This is a genomic window from Variovorax sp. 38R, from assembly GCF_014843395.1.
In the GTDB taxonomy this organism is placed as follows: domain Bacteria; phylum Pseudomonadota; class Gammaproteobacteria; order Burkholderiales; family Burkholderiaceae_C; genus Variovorax; species Variovorax paradoxus_H.
Genome location: NZ_CP062121.1, coordinates 5,511,048 through 5,527,277, shown reverse-complemented (window position 1 = coordinate 5,527,277; position 16,230 = coordinate 5,511,048). Strand labels below are relative to the sequence as shown.

Annotated in this window: 16 protein-coding genes; 11 read left to right on the top strand and 5 right to left on the bottom strand. The window is 69.2% G+C overall.

The window, feature by feature from the left end; all coding sequences use genetic code 11:
- Positions 1-44: 44 nt before the first annotated feature.
- Entirely contained in the window at positions 45-275 is a 231-nt protein-coding gene (locus IG196_RS25640) for a twin transmembrane helix small protein (RefSeq protein WP_062481367.1), read from the bottom strand.
- Between the two features lie 27 nt (positions 276-302).
- Here IG196_RS25640 and IG196_RS25635 point away from each other — a divergent pair, with 27 nt between their 5' ends.
- Genes IG196_RS25635 through IG196_RS25610 form a run of 6 tightly spaced genes read left to right on the top strand, consistent with a single transcriptional unit; the run spans position 303 to position 5,482 of the window.
- Positions 303-1,181 (top strand): SURF1 family protein, encoded by an 879-nt coding sequence (locus tag IG196_RS25635; protein WP_192193566.1) that lies wholly within the window; start codon positions 303-305, stop codon positions 1,179-1,181.
- On the top strand, positions 1,165-1,848 hold the full coding sequence (locus IG196_RS25630) for a hypothetical protein (RefSeq protein ID WP_192193565.1): 684 nt from the start codon (positions 1,165-1,167) through the stop codon (positions 1,846-1,848). Before IG196_RS25635 ends, IG196_RS25630 begins: the two co-directional genes overlap by 17 nt.
- Positions 1,849-1,870: 22 nt before the next feature.
- Positions 1,871-3,094 carry a COX15/CtaA family protein gene (locus IG196_RS25625; protein ID WP_192193564.1) on the top strand — a complete coding sequence of 408 codons (1,224 nt, stop codon included), beginning with the start codon at positions 1,871-1,873 and terminating at the stop codon, positions 3,092-3,094.
- Positions 3,091-3,996 (top strand): heme o synthase, encoded by a 906-nt coding sequence (cyoE, locus tag IG196_RS25620; RefSeq protein ID WP_099792684.1) that lies wholly within the window; start codon positions 3,091-3,093, stop codon positions 3,994-3,996. Before IG196_RS25625 ends, cyoE begins: the two co-directional genes overlap by 4 nt.
- A gap of 15 nt (positions 3,997-4,011) precedes the next feature.
- Positions 4,012-4,635, top strand: coding sequence for an SCO family protein (locus tag IG196_RS25615; RefSeq protein WP_099792682.1), 624 nt, complete (start codon positions 4,012-4,014; stop codon positions 4,633-4,635).
- A gap of 16 nt (positions 4,636-4,651) precedes the next feature.
- On the top strand, positions 4,652-5,482 hold the full coding sequence (locus IG196_RS25610) for a DNA alkylation repair protein (RefSeq protein ID WP_192193563.1): 831 nt from the start codon (positions 4,652-4,654) through the stop codon (positions 5,480-5,482).
- A gap of 71 nt (positions 5,483-5,553) precedes the next feature.
- Here the strand turns inward: IG196_RS25610 and rpoH are convergent, their stop codons facing one another.
- On the bottom strand, positions 5,554-6,495 hold the full coding sequence (gene rpoH / locus IG196_RS25605) for an RNA polymerase sigma factor RpoH (protein WP_099792678.1): 942 nt from the start codon (positions 6,493-6,495) through the stop codon (positions 5,554-5,556).
- 136 nt (positions 6,496-6,631) lie between these two features.
- Positions 6,632-7,549: a LysR substrate-binding domain-containing protein gene (locus IG196_RS25600; protein ID WP_192193562.1), complete on the bottom strand. Its 918-nt coding sequence runs from the start codon at positions 7,547-7,549 to the stop codon at positions 6,632-6,634.
- A 124-nt stretch (positions 7,550-7,673) separates the two neighbouring features.
- On the opposite strand from IG196_RS25600, the gene IG196_RS25595 reads away from it, so the two are divergent.
- Positions 7,674-8,492, top strand: a complete 819-nt coding sequence (locus IG196_RS25595) for an aminotransferase class IV family protein (protein WP_192193561.1) — start codon at positions 7,674-7,676, stop codon at positions 8,490-8,492.
- A gap of 74 nt (positions 8,493-8,566) precedes the next feature.
- On the opposite strand, the gene IG196_RS25590 is transcribed toward IG196_RS25595, so the two are convergent.
- Complete coding sequence (locus tag IG196_RS25590) at positions 8,567-9,031, bottom strand: DUF962 domain-containing protein (protein WP_192193560.1); 465 nt, start codon at positions 9,029-9,031, stop codon at positions 8,567-8,569.
- Positions 9,032-9,168: 137 nt separating this feature from the next.
- Here IG196_RS25590 and IG196_RS25585 point away from each other — a divergent pair, with 137 nt between their 5' ends.
- Both IG196_RS25585 and IG196_RS25580 read left to right on the top strand, forming a co-directional pair.
- Positions 9,169-9,888 (top strand): response regulator transcription factor, encoded by a 720-nt coding sequence (locus IG196_RS25585; protein ID WP_192193559.1) that lies wholly within the window; start codon positions 9,169-9,171, stop codon positions 9,886-9,888.
- Entirely contained in the window at positions 9,885-11,684 is a 1,800-nt protein-coding gene (locus tag IG196_RS25580) for a hybrid sensor histidine kinase/response regulator (RefSeq protein ID WP_225616794.1), read from the top strand. Before IG196_RS25585 ends, IG196_RS25580 begins: the two co-directional genes overlap by 4 nt.
- A gap of 319 nt (positions 11,685-12,003) precedes the next feature.
- Here IG196_RS25580 and ftsY read toward each other — a convergent pair whose 3' ends face one another.
- Complete coding sequence (gene ftsY, locus IG196_RS25575; RefSeq protein WP_192193558.1) at positions 12,004-13,371, bottom strand: signal recognition particle-docking protein FtsY; 1,368 nt, start codon at positions 13,369-13,371, stop codon at positions 12,004-12,006.
- A 29-nt stretch (positions 13,372-13,400) separates the two neighbouring features.
- Here ftsY and IG196_RS25570 point away from each other — a divergent pair, with 29 nt between their 5' ends.
- Both IG196_RS25570 and IG196_RS25565 read left to right on the top strand, forming a co-directional pair.
- A complete protein-coding gene (locus tag IG196_RS25570; RefSeq protein ID WP_192193557.1) occupies positions 13,401-14,846 on the top strand; it encodes a M16 family metallopeptidase in 1,446 nt (481 codons plus the stop codon).
- A gap of 19 nt (positions 14,847-14,865) precedes the next feature.
- Entirely contained in the window at positions 14,866-16,224 is a 1,359-nt protein-coding gene (locus IG196_RS25565; protein ID WP_192193556.1) for a M16 family metallopeptidase, read from the top strand.
- Positions 16,225-16,230: the final 6 nt, after the last annotated feature.

Below are 16,230 nucleotides of genomic sequence, written 5' to 3'. Positions count from 1 at the left end.
GTAAGGCGCCTTTTTCATGGTTCTCGTGGAACGAGCACCATCTGCTACTTCCCGAGCGGGAGCCCGGTGGGCTGGATGTAGCCGAGTTTCCAGGCCAGCAGCATGCACAGGAACAAAAAGACCGACAGGCCGATCCGAAAGGTGAGCGCGCGGGCCATGCCCCCGCGTTTGTTTTGCCCGTCGCGACCGTCCTTCAGCATGAAGTAGAGCGCGAAGGCGAGGCTCGCGAAGATGCCCAGAAAGATCAGGGCGACGAAGTATTTCATGACCCGCATTATCGGCCGCACGCCCCGTCCGCTCCAGTGACCCCCGAGCCTCCCGAGCCCCTTGTCTCCTCTGCCACGCCGCGCCGCCGCGCAGGCCGGGGCCGTTTCCTGGTCGTTACGCTGGCGGCCGTGCTGGCGCTGGCGGCCACAGTGTCGCTGGGCCGCTGGCAGCTCTCGCGCGCCGCGCAGAAAGAAGCGCTGCAGGCCCGCATCGACGCGCAGAAGCAGAAAGCCCCGCTGTCGCAGGCCGAGTTCCTGGCGCTGGGCGAAGCGGCCGGCGAGCTGCATCGGCCGGTGCAGCTGCTCGGCCTGTGGCTCACGGCGCAGACGGTCTACCTGGACAACCGCCAGATGCACGGCACGCCGGGCTTCTACGTGCTGACGCCGTTCGCGCTCGAAGGCAGCGAGCAGACCGTGATGGTCCAGCGCGGCTGGGTGCAGCGCAATTTCGTCGACCGCATGCAGCTCGGTGTGGTCGAGACGCCGCCCGGCATCGTCGAGCTCACGGCGCTGATCGAGCCGCCGCCGAGCCACCTGTTCGAACTCGGTTCAAAAGCCGCACCGGCGCCCGTTGCATCGGCCCCTGCGCCGGCCCCGGCCGCTTCCGGCCCCACCGCTCCGGCACCGGGCATTCAGGGGTCTTCCCCCATCCGGCAAAATCTCGACCTGGAGGCATTCCGTGCCGAGACCCAGCTGCCGCTGCGCACCGACGTGTCGCTGCAGCAGAGCGGGCCGGCGTCCGAGGGCCTGCAGCGCGACTGGCCGGCCCCGGCGTTGGGCCTCGAGAGGCACTACGGTTACGCATTCCAGTGGTTCGGCCTGTCGGCCCTCGTTGTCATCCTCTATGTCTGGTTCCAATTCATCTCCCCCTTCCGGCGCGCGCGGCGCCGCGCACGCGATGGCCGCGGCCTCTGACGAACCGCTGGGCCTGACGGTGCACTCGATGCCGTCGCCAGGCCAGGCGCTCGACGAGGCCGAAAACCGCCGCACGGTCCACGGGCGCTGGAAGATGATCGCCGTGCTGCTGATGTGCGCGGCACCCGTCATCGCCTCGTACTTCACCTACTACGTGATCCGACCCGAGGGCCGCAGCGTGTACGGCGAGCTGATCGATCCGCAGCACGAGATGCCCCGCCTCACGGCAACCGACCGCAACGGTGCGCCGGTCGAACTGGCCACGCTCAAGGGCCAGTGGCTGCTGGTGGCCGTGGCCGATGCGGCCTGCGACGCGCTGTGCGAGCAGCAGCTGTACCTGCAGCGCCAGCTGCGCGAGAGCCTGGGCCGCGAAAAAGACCGCCTCGACCGCGTCTGGCTCGTGAGCGACGCGGCGCCTGTGCCCGAGCGCCTGACCAACGGCCTGCACGGCGCGACCGTGCTGCGCGTGCCGGCCGAGCAACTCGCCCGCTGGCTCGCGCCCGTGAAGGGCCACACGCTGCCCGAGCACCTCTACGTGGTCGATCCGATGGGCAACTGGATGATGCGTTTCCCGGCCCGCATGGACGCCGCCGGCGCGAGCCGCGCCAAGCGCGACATCGACCGCCTGCTGCGCGCCTCGTCCTCGTGGGACGAAGCGGGCCGCTGAGCCCCGCACGAACAATCGCCCGATGGACACGAGCTCCCTTTACGACCTCACGCCGATCGCCTGGATGATGGCCGCCGGCGTGCTGCTCGCGCTCGGCCCGCTGCTCTGGGTGTGGCGCCGCAACGCCGGCTCCGGCCCGGCGCGGCGGCTGCACGCGCTGACCGTGCTCACGCTGTTCCTTACCTTCGACCTCACGCTGTTCGGCGCCTTCACGCGGCTCACCGATTCGGGCCTGGGTTGCCCCGACTGGCCCGGCTGCTACGGCAACGCCAGCCCGGCCGGCGCGCGCCACGAGATCGCCATGGCGCAGGCGGCCCAGCCGACCGGCCCGGTGACGCACAGCAAGGCCTGGATCGAGATGGTCCACCGCTACCTCGCGACCGGCGTCGGGGTGCTGATCCTCACACTCGCGGGCGCGACCTGGATCGTGCGCCGCCGCCAGCGGCGCCAGCCTGCGCCGCCGGTCGACAGCGCGCACCATCACGTCGTGCTCAGCGCCTGGTGGCCCGCGGCCACGCTGGTCTGGGTCTGCCTGCAGGGCGCCTTCGGTGCCATGACCGTCACCTGGAAGCTGTTCCCCGCCATCGTCACGATGCACCTGATGGGCGCCATCGTGCTGCTCGCGCTGCTGTGCATCCAGGCCGTGCGCTACCGCCAGGTGGCGGCGCAGCGCCTGCCCACGGCCGTGTCGCCGGCCCTGCGCAACGGGCTGATCGCCACGGCGGTGCTGCTGGTGTTGCAGATCGCGCTCGGCGGCTGGGTCAGCACCAACTACGCGGTGTTGGCCTGCACGCAGTTCCCGACCTGCCAGGACAGCTGGTGGCCGGCGATGAATTTCGTGCAGGGCTTCGAGATCTGGCGCCACCTCGGCGTGACCGGCGACGGCCAGCCGCTCGACTTTTCCGCACTCACCGCCATCCACTACGCGCACCGCCTCATGGCGTACGCCGTGTTCGTCGCGCTCGGCCTGCTGGCCTGGCGCCTGCGCCGCCTCGAGGCGCTGCGCGCGCAGGCGCACTGGCTGGCCGGACTGGCGCTGCTGCAGCTGGCCACGGGCCTGGGCAACGTGCTGCTCGGCTGGCCGCTGGCCGCCGCCGTGCTCCACACCGGTGGCGCCGCGGCGCTGGCCGTGGTCCTGACCTGGGCGCTGTGCGAGAGCCGCCGCGAAAGCGCCGCCGCTGCACCGATTCCGCGCGCCGTCGACAATGCGCGCGGCACCCCCCAACCGAAGAAAGCCACCGCGTGAGCACCCCGATCCCCGTTCAGCACACCAGCACCGCCAACGTGCTGCGCCAGTTCTACGCGCTCACCAAGCCGCGCGTGGTGCAGCTGATCGTGTTCTGCGCGCTCATCGGCATGGTGCTGGCCGTGCCCGGCCTGCCGTCGTGGGCCGACGTGCAACGCGGCGTGCTGGCTTGCATCGGCATCTGGCTCGTGGCCGGTGCGGCAGCGGCGTTCAACTGCCTGGTCGAGAAGGGTATCGACGCCAAGATGAAGCGCACCGCCTGGCGCCCCACGGCGCGCGGGCAGCTCAGCGACATGCAGGCGCTGGTGTTCTCGGCCCTGCTGTGCGCGGCCGGCTCGGCGCTGCTGTGGTTCACGGTCAACCCGCTGACCATGTGGCTCACCTTCGCCACCTTCGTCGGCTACGCGGTGATCTACACCGTCATCCTGAAGCCGCTGACGCCGCAGAACATCGTGATCGGCGGCGCCTCGGGCGCCATGCCGCCGGTGCTGGGCTGGTCGGCCATGACGGGTGATGTCGGTCCCGAGGCGCTGATCCTGTTCCTGATCATCTTCCTGTGGACCCCGCCGCACTTCTGGGCGCTGGCGCTGTACCGCGTCGAGGACTACCGCAAGGCCGGCCTGCCGATGTTGCCCGTGACGCACGGCAACGAGTTCACGCGGCTGCAGGTGCTGCTGTACACCTTCATTTTGTTCGCCGCCTGCCTGATGCCTTTCATCTACGGCATGAGCGGCTGGCTCTACCTCGCGGTGGCCATCGGCGTGAGCATCGGCTTCACCGGCTATGCCTTCGCGCTGTGGCGCAACTACTCCGACGCGTTGGCGCGCAAGACCTTCCGGTTTTCGCTCATCCATCTGAGCGTGCTGTTCGCGGCGCTGCTCGTCGACCATTACCTCCGCTGACCGGACCGTCTGCCCATGAACAAGCGCAATGCCCTGAAATCGATCGCCGCCACCGCCGGCTGGGTGGCCGCCTCGGCCACTTTGGGCTTGGGCCTGTCGGCCTGCAGCGAGCAGCAACCGAAGCAGAGCTTCCAGGCGGTCGACATCACCGGCGCCGACTACGCCAAGGATTTTTCGCTCACCGACGCCGACGGCAAGGTGCGCACGCTGGCCGACTTCAAGGGCAAGGCGGTCGTGCTGTTCTTCGGCTACGTGCAGTGCCCCGACGTCTGCCCGACCACGATGACCGAAATGGCGCAGGTCAAGCAGCAGCTCGGCGCCGACGGCAGCAAGCTGCAGGTGCTGTTCGTCACCGTCGATCCGGCGCGCGACACGCCCGAGGTGCTCAAGGCCTACATGGGCGCGTTCGACCCGAGCTTCGTGGCCCTCATCCCCACGCCCGAGCAACTCGTCGCCCTCGCGAAAGACTTCAAGGTCTATTACAAGAAGGTCGACGGCAAGACGCCGACCAGCTACGCGATGGACCACTCGGCCGCGAGCTACATCTACGACCCGCAAGGCCGGCTGCGGCTCTACGCGCGCTATGGCGCGGGCGTGCCGGCGATGGTGTCGGACCTGAAGACGCTGCTCGCTTCCTGAGCCGGGCGCCCAGGGCATGAATACCGCATCGGTCGACCATCTGAAGTCGCGCAAGGGCGCGTTCCGCATCGCGCTCATTCCGCCCGAGGTGCTGGGCGCGCTGAACGGCGGGCTGCTCGAGACCGTCAACCTCAACGAATTTCTCGCGCTCGAACTGCCTCTGCTCGCGCGCAGCGTGGCGGGCCATGTCGGCCTCGACGCGGCGCACGAACGGCTGGACGACACGCTCGCCATGTTGGCCGCGTTCAAGCCCATGCAGCGCCACAGCCACATCGCGCGGGCGCTGTACGACATGACGGCTGCGCATGCCGAGCGCGATGCCGTGGCGCACCGGCTGGCCACGCACGCGAGCGACGTCGCGCGCTGCTGGGCCGTGCAGTGGATCACGCTGTCGGACCTGCCGCTCGCCGAGCAGCTCGTCGCCGTGCGCCGTTTCGCCGCCGACCCGCACTTCGGCGTGCGCGAGTTCGCATGGATGGCCGTGCGCGACAGCGTCATCGGCTCGCTCGACGAGGCGCTGGCGCTGCTGCAGCCCTGGGTGACCGATGCCGACCCGAACGTGCGCCGCTTCGCCAGCGAACTCACGCGCCCGCGCGGCGTGTGGTGTGCGCAGATCGAGGCGCTGAAGGCCGAGCCTTGGCTGGCGCTGCCGCTCTTGGAGCCGCTGCGCGCCGACGGCCACCGCTACGTGCAGAACTCGGTGGCCAACTGGCTCAACGATGCCAGCAAGACGCAGCCCGAATGGGTCGAGACGCTGTGCACGCGCTGGGTGGCCGAGTCGCCGGTTGCCGAGACCCACTACATCGCGAAGCGGGCGCTGCGCACGTTGACCAAATCGACACCCTGACCTGACGCCCCCTGAACGAAAAAAAGCCCGGCACTGCCGGGCTTTTTCGTGGAGGAGGGCGGTCGGTGCACTTACGCGTACTCGGCCAGCGCCTTCTTCATCTTCTTCATCGCCGCCACTTCGATCTGGCGGATGCGCTCGGCGCTCACGCCGTACACCGCGGCCAGGTCGTGCAGCGTCATGCCGCCCGAGCCGTCGTCGTTCACCTTGAGCCAGCGCTCTTCGACGATGCGGCGGCTGCGGTCGTCCAGCGCCTCGAGGGCGGTAGCGATGCCGTCGCTCGACAGGCGGTCGCGCTGCTGCGATTCGAGCAATGCGGTCGGTTCCTGCGTAGCGTCGGCCAGGTAGGCGATCGGGCCGAAGCCTTCGTCGCCGTCATCGGACGGACCCGGATCGAGCAGCACGTCGCCGCCCGACAGGCGGGTTTCCATCTCGAGCACTTCCTCGGGCTTCACGTTCAGGCGCGTGGCCATCTGCGAGACCTCGTCGGGGCTCAGCGTTTCCCGGTGCGTGCCGTTGTCGGCCGCGGCCGAGTCGGCCTTGAAACTCTGCTTCATCGAACGCAGATTGAAGAACAGCTTGCGCTGGGCCTTGGTCGTCGCGACCTTGACCATGCGCCAGTTCTTCAGGATGTACTCGTGGATCTCGGCCTTGATCCAGTGCATGGCGTAGCTCACCAGCCGCACGCCCTGGTCGGGGTCGAAACGCTTCACGGCCTTCATGAGACCGACGTTGCCTTCCTGGATCAGGTCGCCGTGCGGCAGCCCGTAGCCCAGGTACTGGCGGGAAATGGAGACGACCAGGCGCAGGTGCGACAGGATCAGCGCACCGGCAGCTTCGAGGTCGTTCTGGTCGCGCAACTTGCGTGCGAAGCCCTGCTCTTCTTCGAGCGTGAGCAGCGGCAGGCGGTTGGCGGCCGAAATGTAGGCATCCAGGTTGCCCAGCGGGGGGACCATCGACCATGGGTTGGCGACGGCCAGCTGGTTGGCAGAGACTCCAGACAGCGTTGTCATCAGGGGAAACTCCTTTGTGGCGGTCATATTAGCACTCGGTTAGAGGGAGTGCTAAGCCAAGGGTTCCCTTGCATTTCTATCGTTGCGATAGCTTTTGTCGCGATTTGCTGGATATTTGTATGCCATTTGGCGTTTTTCAAGTCCGTGCCGCTTGTCCGAGCAGCCAGTCCTGGAACGCCAGGATGCGCGAGTCCTGGGCGCTGCCTTCCGGGTAGACCAGGTGGTAGGCGTAGCCCGCCGCCATGGGCACGCCGATGTCGAACAGCCGCACCAGGCGGCCCTGGGCGAGGTCGGCGGTGATCATGTCCAGGTCGGCCAGGCCGGCCATGCCGCTCTCGGTCACGGCGCGCACCACGTCGCTCGAATCGGCGAACCCGATGCAGCGGCTGTCGTCGAAGCCCTCGATGCCGGCCGCGGCCATCCACATTGGCCAGTTCGGCCAGACCATGCCGGCGGTCTTCCAGTCGACGTAGCACAGCGTGTGCTGGAACAGGTCGCGCGGCGTCGCCAGCGGGGGGCCGCTGGCGAGCAGCCTGGGGCTGCAGACCGGCACGATCACGGTGTCGAACAGCCGCTGCGAGCGCGTGCCCGCGTCGTGCCCGTTGCCGAAGCGGATCGCCACGTCGATGTCGTCGGCGTCGAAGTCCCGCAGGGCGTCGGAAATGTCGAAACCCAGTTCCAGCCCCGGGTTCGCGGCGCGGAACTGCGGCAGCCGGGGCAGCAGCCAGTTGGTCGCGAAGCGGGCGCTGGTCGACACGCGCAGCGTCGCCGCCCCGCGCGCCATCCGTCGGGCGCGGCCGGCGGCGCGGCGCAGGGTGTCGAGCGCGTCGGCGGTGGCCTCGAACCACACGGCGCCGGCGGGCGTCAGGCGGATGCTGCGGCTGGTGCGCGTGAACAGCACCACGCCCAGCTGGTCTTCAATTTCCTTGATCTGGTGGCTCACGGCTGCTGGTGTCAGCCCGACTTCTTCGGCGGCCCGCGTGAAGTTCAGGTGCCGCCCGGCAGCCTCGAAGGTGCGCAGGGCGCGGGTGCCGGAGATCAGTTGGGGTTGCATCGATCTTCAAATAGTTTTTGATGATTTCTCAAAAACTATTCGTTTCTCAGAGGGAAGTCAACGCGGGATAGTTCAGGAACTTGATGATCCATCCGCAAGGGTCCCCTCCAGGAGCAACGAAACGATGTCCGCCAGCGCCCCTTCTTCTCCCACTTTCGTCGTGCAACGCAACGGCCAGCCCGCACCCGCCGAGGCCCTGGCGTCGCTCGCCTTCGCCGGCCACGCCCATTTCACGGCCATGCAGGTGCGCGGCGGCCGGGTGCGGGGCTTCGACCTCCATCTGGCGCGGCTGCGCTTCGCCTCGCAGACCCTGTTCGGCCAGGCGCTGCCCGACGACACGGTGCGCGCCCACCTGCAAGCCGCGCTCGCGGCCGGCCCGGCGGACCTGTCGCTGACGGCCACCGTCTACTCCCCGGCCGGCGAGTTCACCGTGGCCGACGCGGTGCCCGAGGTGCTGATTCGCACCGGCCTGCCTTCCAACGGCCCCGCAGGCCCGCTGACCCTGGCCGCGATCACGCACGAGCGCTTCCTTCCGGCCGTGAAGCACGTCGGCGAAGGCGCCAAGACGCAGCTGCTGCGCCAGGCCGCCGCGCAGGGCTTCGACGACGTGGCCTTTCTCGACCGGCAGGGCCGGCTCGGCGAGGCGTCGATCTGGAACCTGGCTTTCTGGGACGGCAAGGCGGTGGTGTGGCCCGAGGCCGAGATCCTTGTCGGCTCCACGATGGGCATCCTGCGCCGGCAGCTCGATCGCCTCGGCGTTCCGCAGCGCAGCCAGGTGCTGCGGAGGGCCGACCTGCCCACGCTGGCCGGCGCCGTGGTCATGAACTCGTGGACGCCGGGCGTGGCGGTGCACCGCATCGGCGACGTGGCGTTGCCGGCAGCGCCGGCTTTCGTGGAACTGCTGCACCGGGCCTATGAGGCCGAGGCGCTCGTGTCGCCTTGAATGGACCCTTGTGCGCGACGCGCGAGCCACATCAGAGAACTAAGGGGCGCGATCCCCCTCTCAGGCGCCGCCGTCTACCACCGGATGCCGAGCTTCAGGAACAGCTTCGACAGCACGAACAGCGGACCGACCCAGAGGTACTGGATGTCCTCGAAGAACGAAGGCTTCTTGCCTTCCACCTTGTGGCCGACGAACTGGAAGATCCACGCCACCACGAAGATCGCCGCCGACACCGGCAGCACCGCGGTGCCCATCGCATGCACCGCCACCAGTGCCAGCACCGTGAGCGCCAGCATCGTGACGAGGAAGGCCGGCGAGCGCAGCAGCGCGTAGTACACGAGGCTGGCTGCCACGAAGGCGTAGGCCACCCATGGGTGGATCGCAAACAGCAGCCCGACGATGCTCAGCATGATCGCGGGAATGGCCACGAAGTGGATCAGCTCGTTGGTCGGATGGCGGTGGCTCTCCTCGTAGTGGGCGAGCAGGCGGTCGACCTTGCGCTCGCTGGTGGTGAGCGGGGCGGCGGCGGTGTGGGTCATGGCAGGTCTCCGGGGCGCCGTGCGTTGCGGCAGGACTTCCATGGTGCCCACGGTGCGGCACCATGGCAAGTAGCGCTGTCCCGGCGCCATGACTAAGGGCACTGTCGCCTGGGGCTTGCGCCGCTAAGATCAAATCCGTGGCCTCTTTCGACTCCCCCTCCGCACCCCCGCTGCCCCTCACCGACACCGGTGCGCCCGCAGGCGTGTCCGGCGCGATCCTGGTGGTGGACGATCACGACCTGCTGCGCCTGGGCGTGAGCGCACTGGTGCAGGCCCAGGCCGCCACCTCGGGCGCGCGCATCTCGGTGTTCGAGGCCGGCAACATCGCCGACGCGCTCGCGCTCTATGCGGCCAACGAGGCGGCCATCGGCCTTGTGCTGCTCGACCTCGCGCTGCCCGACACGCACGGGCTCAGCGGCCTGGCCGAGTTCCGGCTGCGCTTTCCGACGGCGCGCGTCGTGGTGCTCTCGGGCACCGCCAACAGCACGCTGGCGCAGGGCGCGCTCGCGCTCGGTGCCAGCGCCTTCCTGCCGAAGTCTGCCGACCTGAAGGAGATGGTGGGCTTCATCCGCGCCTGTGGCCTGTTCGAGGCCGACGGCACGCAGCAGCAGCCGCTGCCGCCCGCGGTGCTGCCCAAGTCGTTGTCGGGGTATGCGGAGTTCGCGCACGCCAGTGCCTGGCAGGAGCTCACGCCGCGCCAGACGCAGGTGCTGCAGTGGGTGCTCGAAGGCAAGGCGAACAAGGAGATCGCGCAACTGGCCAACCTGAGCGAGGGCACGGTGAAGAACCATGTCTCGACCATCCTCCTGCTGTTCGGCATGCGCTCGCGCGCCCAGCTGATCAGCATGCTGCGTTGAGCGGCGCCACGCTGGCGGGCCGCGGCGATGCCGCAGCCGGCCAGCTGCTGAGCCAGCGCGTGCTGCGCGAGCACGTCGGTTCGGTCTACGACACCTACGGCATTTCCACGCTGACCCACCTGGGCTTCGTGATCGTGTTCGGCTGCATCATCTACTCGCAGCTCAGCGACGCGCGCCTGCTGTTCTGGATGGCGGCGCTGGCGGCGGTCGACATCTACATCTTCTTCACGCCGCGCTGGACGCCCGCCCGCCCGCCCTCGGAGAGCCCGTACTGGGCGCGCAAGATCTCGCGCATGGTCACGCTGGTGAGCATGATCACGGCGGTGGTGCCCTGGTTCATCGTGCCGCACGAGAACATGCCCATGACCTCGCTGCTGATGGCCGTGATTGTCGGCAGCTGCGCGCGCGCCGCGCAGTCGCTGTGGCCGCTCAAGCCCGCGCTCTTCGGCTACACGTTGCCCATGTCGCTGGGCATGATCATCGCGCTGGCCTGGCAGGGCGATGGCCTGCACCTGTTTTTGGCCGCGGCCGGCTCGGCCTACCTGATGCTCACGCTGCACGCCGGTGTGCGCCAGCACCGGCTGCTCACCGACTCGCTCATGCTGCGTTTCGAGAACGAGGCGCTGGCCGCGCGCCTGGGCGAGCAGATCGCCGCCACCGAACGCGCCAGCGAAGAAAAGACCCGCTTCCTCGGCGCCGCCAGCCACGACCTGCGCCAGCCGCTGCACGCCATCGCGCTGTTCGGCGCCGCGCTCGAGAACGAACTGCGCGGCCGTCCCGAGAGCCGCAACGCCGAGCGCCTGATGCGCGCCGTGAATGCGCTGGGCGCGTCGCTCGACACCATGCTCGATGTCTCCCGGCTCGATGCGGGCGTCATCACGCCGTCGCCGCAGTCGGTCGAACTCGATGCGCTCTTCTTGCCGCTCAACCACACCTTCTCGGCGCAGGCGGAGCAGAAGGAGTTGCAGCTGCGCGTGCGCGCCAGCGGCCTGTGGGTGCGCAGCGATCCGCAGCTACTGCACCGCATGCTGTCGAACCTGATGGACAACGCGCTGAAGTACACCGTGCAGGGCGGCGTGACCGTCACGGCGCGCGACCGCGGTGACACGGTGTGGATCGAGGTGCGCGACACCGGCATCGGCATTGCGCCCGAGCAGTCGCATCGCATCTTCGAAGAGTTCTATCAAATCGATAACCCGGGCCGCGACCGCGCGCGCGGCCTGGGCATCGGCCTGTCGATCGTGCGCCGCCTGTCGCGGCTGCTGGGCCATCCGGTGCAGATGCACTCGCGCCCGGGCCGGGGCACGCACTTCCGCGTCGTGCTGCCGACCGTGCCGCCGCAGGTCAGTGCGCTCGTGGGGCCGTTCCCGGCCGGCAGCGTCGAACTGGCTGCGCGCCGCCGCGCCGCCATGCTGCCCGGTCGCGTGCTGCTGATGGACGACGAACTCGAAATCCGCGAGGCCATGACCGGCCTGCTGCGCTCGCACGCGATCGACGCGCACGCCGTCGCCGACGAGGCCGCTGCAGCCGATGCGCTGCACCAGGCCCGCGCCGAAGGCCGGCCCTTCGGCCTGCTGATGTGCGACTACCGCCTGGCCGACGGCGTCGACGGCCTCGACGCCGGCCTGCGCCTGAGTCGGCACCTGGGCACCGAACTGCCGCTTCTGCTGATCACCGGCGAGACCTCGCCCGACCGCCTGCAGCGCGTGCGCGAGTCGGGCGTACCGGTGCTGTTCAAGCCCGTGGCGCCCGATGCACTGCTGCAGGCCATGGCCGAGCTGGCGCCGGCACCGTAGCGTTTCGCACACTGCCTGCGGCTGAAAGTGAATACGTTGTAGTTCATTGCGTGCCGATCCCATCGGTTGGGTGCACATGCAATGACTTTTGGCACTGCCGGGCTTTCGCCTCCCGTCGTAATTTCGGGTCTCAGGGAAGCGAAATCAGGGGGTATTGCAGGCGTCGCCCACCGGTGCTTTTGCACACGAAACGCGACGCCGCACAGGCCACACGCAGGGGGAATACAAGGGAGAAATAAGAAAGACAGGGAGCTGACGGCCCCCGGCGAAAGCCGGGGGCCGTTTTTTTGTCCGAAGCGAAAGGCGGGAGGCGGAAGCCTCAGCCGAGCAATGCCTGCGCGAACTCGCGGGCGTTGAAGGTCTCGAGGTCTTCGAGCTTTTCGCCGACGCCGATGAAGTACACCGGAATGGGCCGCTCGCGCGCGATGGCGCACAGCACGCCGCCCTTGGCGGTGCCGTCGAGCTTGGTGACGATGAGGCCCGTGAGGCCCAGCGTTTCGTCGAAGGACCTGACCTGCGCGAGCGCGTTCTGGCCGGTGTTGCCGTCGATCACCAGCAGCACTTCGTGCGGCGCGGTGGCGTCGGCCTTGGTGACGACGCGCTTGATCTTCTTCAGCTCGTCCATCAGGTGCAGCTGCGTCGGCAGGCGGCCGGCCGTGTCGACCAGCACCACGTCCTTGCCGCGCGCCTTGCCGGCGTTCACGGCATCGAAGCTCACGGCCGAGGGGTCGCCGCCTTCGTTGCTGACGATCTCGACGGTGTTGCGGTCGGCCCAGACCAAGAGCTGCTCGCGCGCCGCAGCGCGGAAGGTGTCGGCCGCGGCCAGCAGCACCGAGGCGCCTTCGGTGGCCAGGTGCTTGGTGAGCTTGCCGATGGAGGTGGTCTTGCCCGCGCCGTTGACGCCGGCCACCATGATCACGGTGGGCGTGTACTCGCCGATGACCAGCGGCTTCTCGAGCGGCTTGAGCAGGTCGGTGACGGCGTCGGCCAGCAACAGCTTGACCTGCGCGGCGTCGGTGGCCATCTGGCGCTTGACGCGCACCTTCAGGTCGTCGAGCAGGTACTCGGTGGCCTTGACGCCGGTGTCGGCCATCAAGAGCGCCGACTCGAGTTCTTCATACAGCGCGTCGTCGATCTGCGCATTGACGAACACGGCCTGGATGCCGGTGCCGGTCTTGCGCAGGCCGGTCTTGAGCTTGTCGAACCAGCTCTTGCGCTCGGTGGCGATGGCGGGTGGTTCAACGACGGCGATGGGGGCGGGAGGCGGTGCGGGCACGGGCGCCGGAGGGGGCGGAGGTGCGATGACGGGCGCGGGTGCAGGTGCAGGAACGGGTACTGGCGCAGGGATCGGCGCTGGTGCGGCGACCGGAACCGGCGCTGGCGTCGGTGCAGGCACAGGGGAGGGGGCTGGCGCCACCACAGGTGTGACTTCTGCAGCCGGAACAACCACAGGCGCGGCAGGCGCCGGCTCGGGAGCCGGGGCAGGCACGGGTGCGGGTGCAGGCGGCGCAGGAACAGGCGCAGGCGCTTCCGCCGTCGGCTTCGACCCGAACCAGCTCGACGGCGAGAACACCGAACGTGCCGGTGCGGGTTCCGCGGCCGGGGAGGGCGCGGGTTCGGTGATCGGCGGCGGGGCCGGTGTCACCGGGGCATCGGCAGGTGGTTTTTTCTTGAAGAAACTGAACATCAGGAGCTTTTTACAATCCGACCCATTCTATGAAACACCTCTCGCCACGCCGCGCTGCGTCTGGTGCGGTGCTGGCCCTGGCGCTTTCTGCGCTGTGGACCGTGCCCGCGCTGGCCCAGTCCACTCCCGCCCCCGCCGCGTCGGCCTCCGCCGCCGCGGCCCCGGGCCCCCAGCAATTCACCCTCGCCAACGGCATGACCGTGATCGTGCAGCCCGACCGGCGCTCGCCGACCGCGGTGCAGATGGTGTGGGTGCGGGTCGGCTCCATGGACGAGGTCGACGGCACCACGGGCGTGGCGCACGTGCTGGAGCACATGCTGTTCAAGGGCACGAAGACCGTGCCGCCCGGCGAGTTCTCGCGCCGCGTGGCGGCACTCGGCGGCCAGGAAAACGCCTTCACCATGCGCGACGCCACGGGCTACTACCAGCAGATCCCGGTCGGCAGCCTCGAGCAGGTGATGAAGCTCGAATCGGACCGCTTCGCCAACAACCAGTGGCCCGACGACGAGTTCAAGCGCGAGATCGAAGTGGTCAAGGAAGAGCGCCGCCTGCGCACCGACGACCAGCCGCGCGCCCTGCTCGGCGAGCAGCAGAACGCGGCCGTCTTCACCTCGTCGCCGTACCGCCGCCCGGTGGTGGGTTGGATGAGCGACCTCGAGTCGATGACGCCCGCCGATGCGCGCGCCTTCTTCCAGCGCTGGTACGTGCCCGCCAACGCCGTGCTCGTGGTGGCCGGCGATGTCGACGTGGCGCGCGTGCGCGCGCTGGCCGAGAAGTACTACGGCAGCATCCCCGCGCGCGCCGTGCCGGAGCGCAAGCCGCGCACCGAGCCCACGCAGCGCGGCATCCGCCGCCTCGAGTTCAAGGCCCCGGCCGAGCAGGCGTATGTGTCGCTCGCGTTCCGCGTGCCGCAGCTCACCAACATCGACGACGCCAACAGCGACGCGTGGGCGCTGGTGGTGCTCTCGGCCGTGCTCGACGGCTACGCCGGTGCGCGGCTCGACCGCGCGCTCACGCAAGGCCCCGGCCGTGTCGCCGATTCGGCCGGCGCGTACGCGGGCTTCGTCGGTCGTGGTCCGCAGCTCTTCATGCTCGACGGCGTGCCGGCGGCCGGCAAGACCGCCGAGACGGTCGAGGCTGCACTGCGCGCCCAGGTGGCGCGCGTGGCGAAAGAGGGCGTCGGCGAGGCCGAGCTGGCCCGCGTCAAGACGCAGTGGGTGGCGAGCGAAACCTACAAGCGCGACTCGGTGATGGCGCAGGCGCGCGAACTCGGCAGCAACTGGATCCAGGGCCTGCCGCTGGACGCCAGCGAGCGCATCGTCGCCCGGCTGCAGGCCGTGACGGCGGCGCAGGTGCAGGCCGTGGCCGCCAAGTATTTCGGCGATGACCAGCTCACGGTCGCCACGCTGCGGCCCCTGCCGCCCGAACCCAAGCGCGGCCGCGGCTTCGCAGCCCCCGCTGGCGAGATGCGCTGAAAGGCACCGGATTCCCTCCATGAAGAACCTCCACAAATTTGCAAGCACCGCCCTCCTGGCGGGCATCACCGCGCTGTTCGTCATGGGCAGTGCGCAGGCCGCGCTGCCCATCGAGCACTGGACGCTGGCCAACGGCGCCAAGGTGTACCTGGTGTCGACCAACGCATTGCCGATCGTCGACGTGCAGATCGACTTCGACGCCGGCAGCCGGCGCGACCCGGCCGCGCAGGCCGGGTTGGCCAGCACCAGTGCCGCGATGGTCGAGAAGGGCGTGCGCGCCGGCCGCAACGGCGAGCCCGCGCTCGACCAGAACGCGCTGGGCGAGGCCTGGGCCGATCTGGGCGCCAGCTTCGACGTGAGCGCCGGCACCGACCGCACCAGCTACACGCTGCGCACGCTGTCCGACCCGGCGCTGCTGACCAAGTCCGTGGCCCTGGCCGCGCGCGAGATCGGCGAGCCCTCGTTCCCCGACGACATCTGGCCGCGCGAGCGCGAGCGCATCAACGCGGCCATCAAGGAAGCCAACACCAAGCCCGCAACCGTGGTCGGCCGCGCCTTCGCGCAGGCCGTGTACGGCACGCATCCCTACGGCCAGGAAGTGACCGAAGAGACGCTCGCACGCATCGACACCGCCGCCATGCGCCAGCGCTACGAGCAGCTGATCCTGCCGTGCCGCGCCAAGCTCAGCATCGTGGGCGCGGTCACGCGCGCCGAGGCCGAGGCACTCGCGACCACGCTGCTGTCGCGCCTGCCCAGCCCTGCGGCCTGCGCACCGCTGCCGGCCATCGCGCCCGTGGTGGCACTCACGGCGCCGAAGGACGAGCGCATTGCGTTCGACTCGGCGCAGGCCCACGTCTTCATCGGCCAGCCCGGCTACCCGCGCCAGGACCCGGACCACTTCGCGCTCACGCTCGGCAACTACGTGCTCGGCGGCGGCGGCTTTGTCTCGCGGCTGACCGAAGAGGTGCGCGAGAAGCGCGGCCTGGCCTACAGCGTGTACAGCGGCTTCGCGCCGGGGCTCGACGCGGGCGCCTTCCGCATCGGCTTCCAGACCCGGCCCGACCAGGCCGACGCGGCGACCAAGGTCTCGCGCGAGGTGCTTGCCAAGTTCGTGGCCGAAGGCCCGACCGAGAAGGAGCTGAAGGCCGCGAAGGACAACCTGATCGGCGGCTTTCCGCTGCTGCTGGACAGCAACCGCAAGCTGATCGGCAACGTCGCCAACATCGCCTGGTACGGCCTGCCGCTGGACTACCTCGACACCTGGACCGCGCGCATGAACGCGGTCACGGCCGCCGACATCAAGGCCGCGTTCGGTCGCAAGCTGCAGCCGCAGCGCATGGTGACGGTGGTGGTGGGCGGCAAGCAGGCCGCTCCTTAAGAAAAG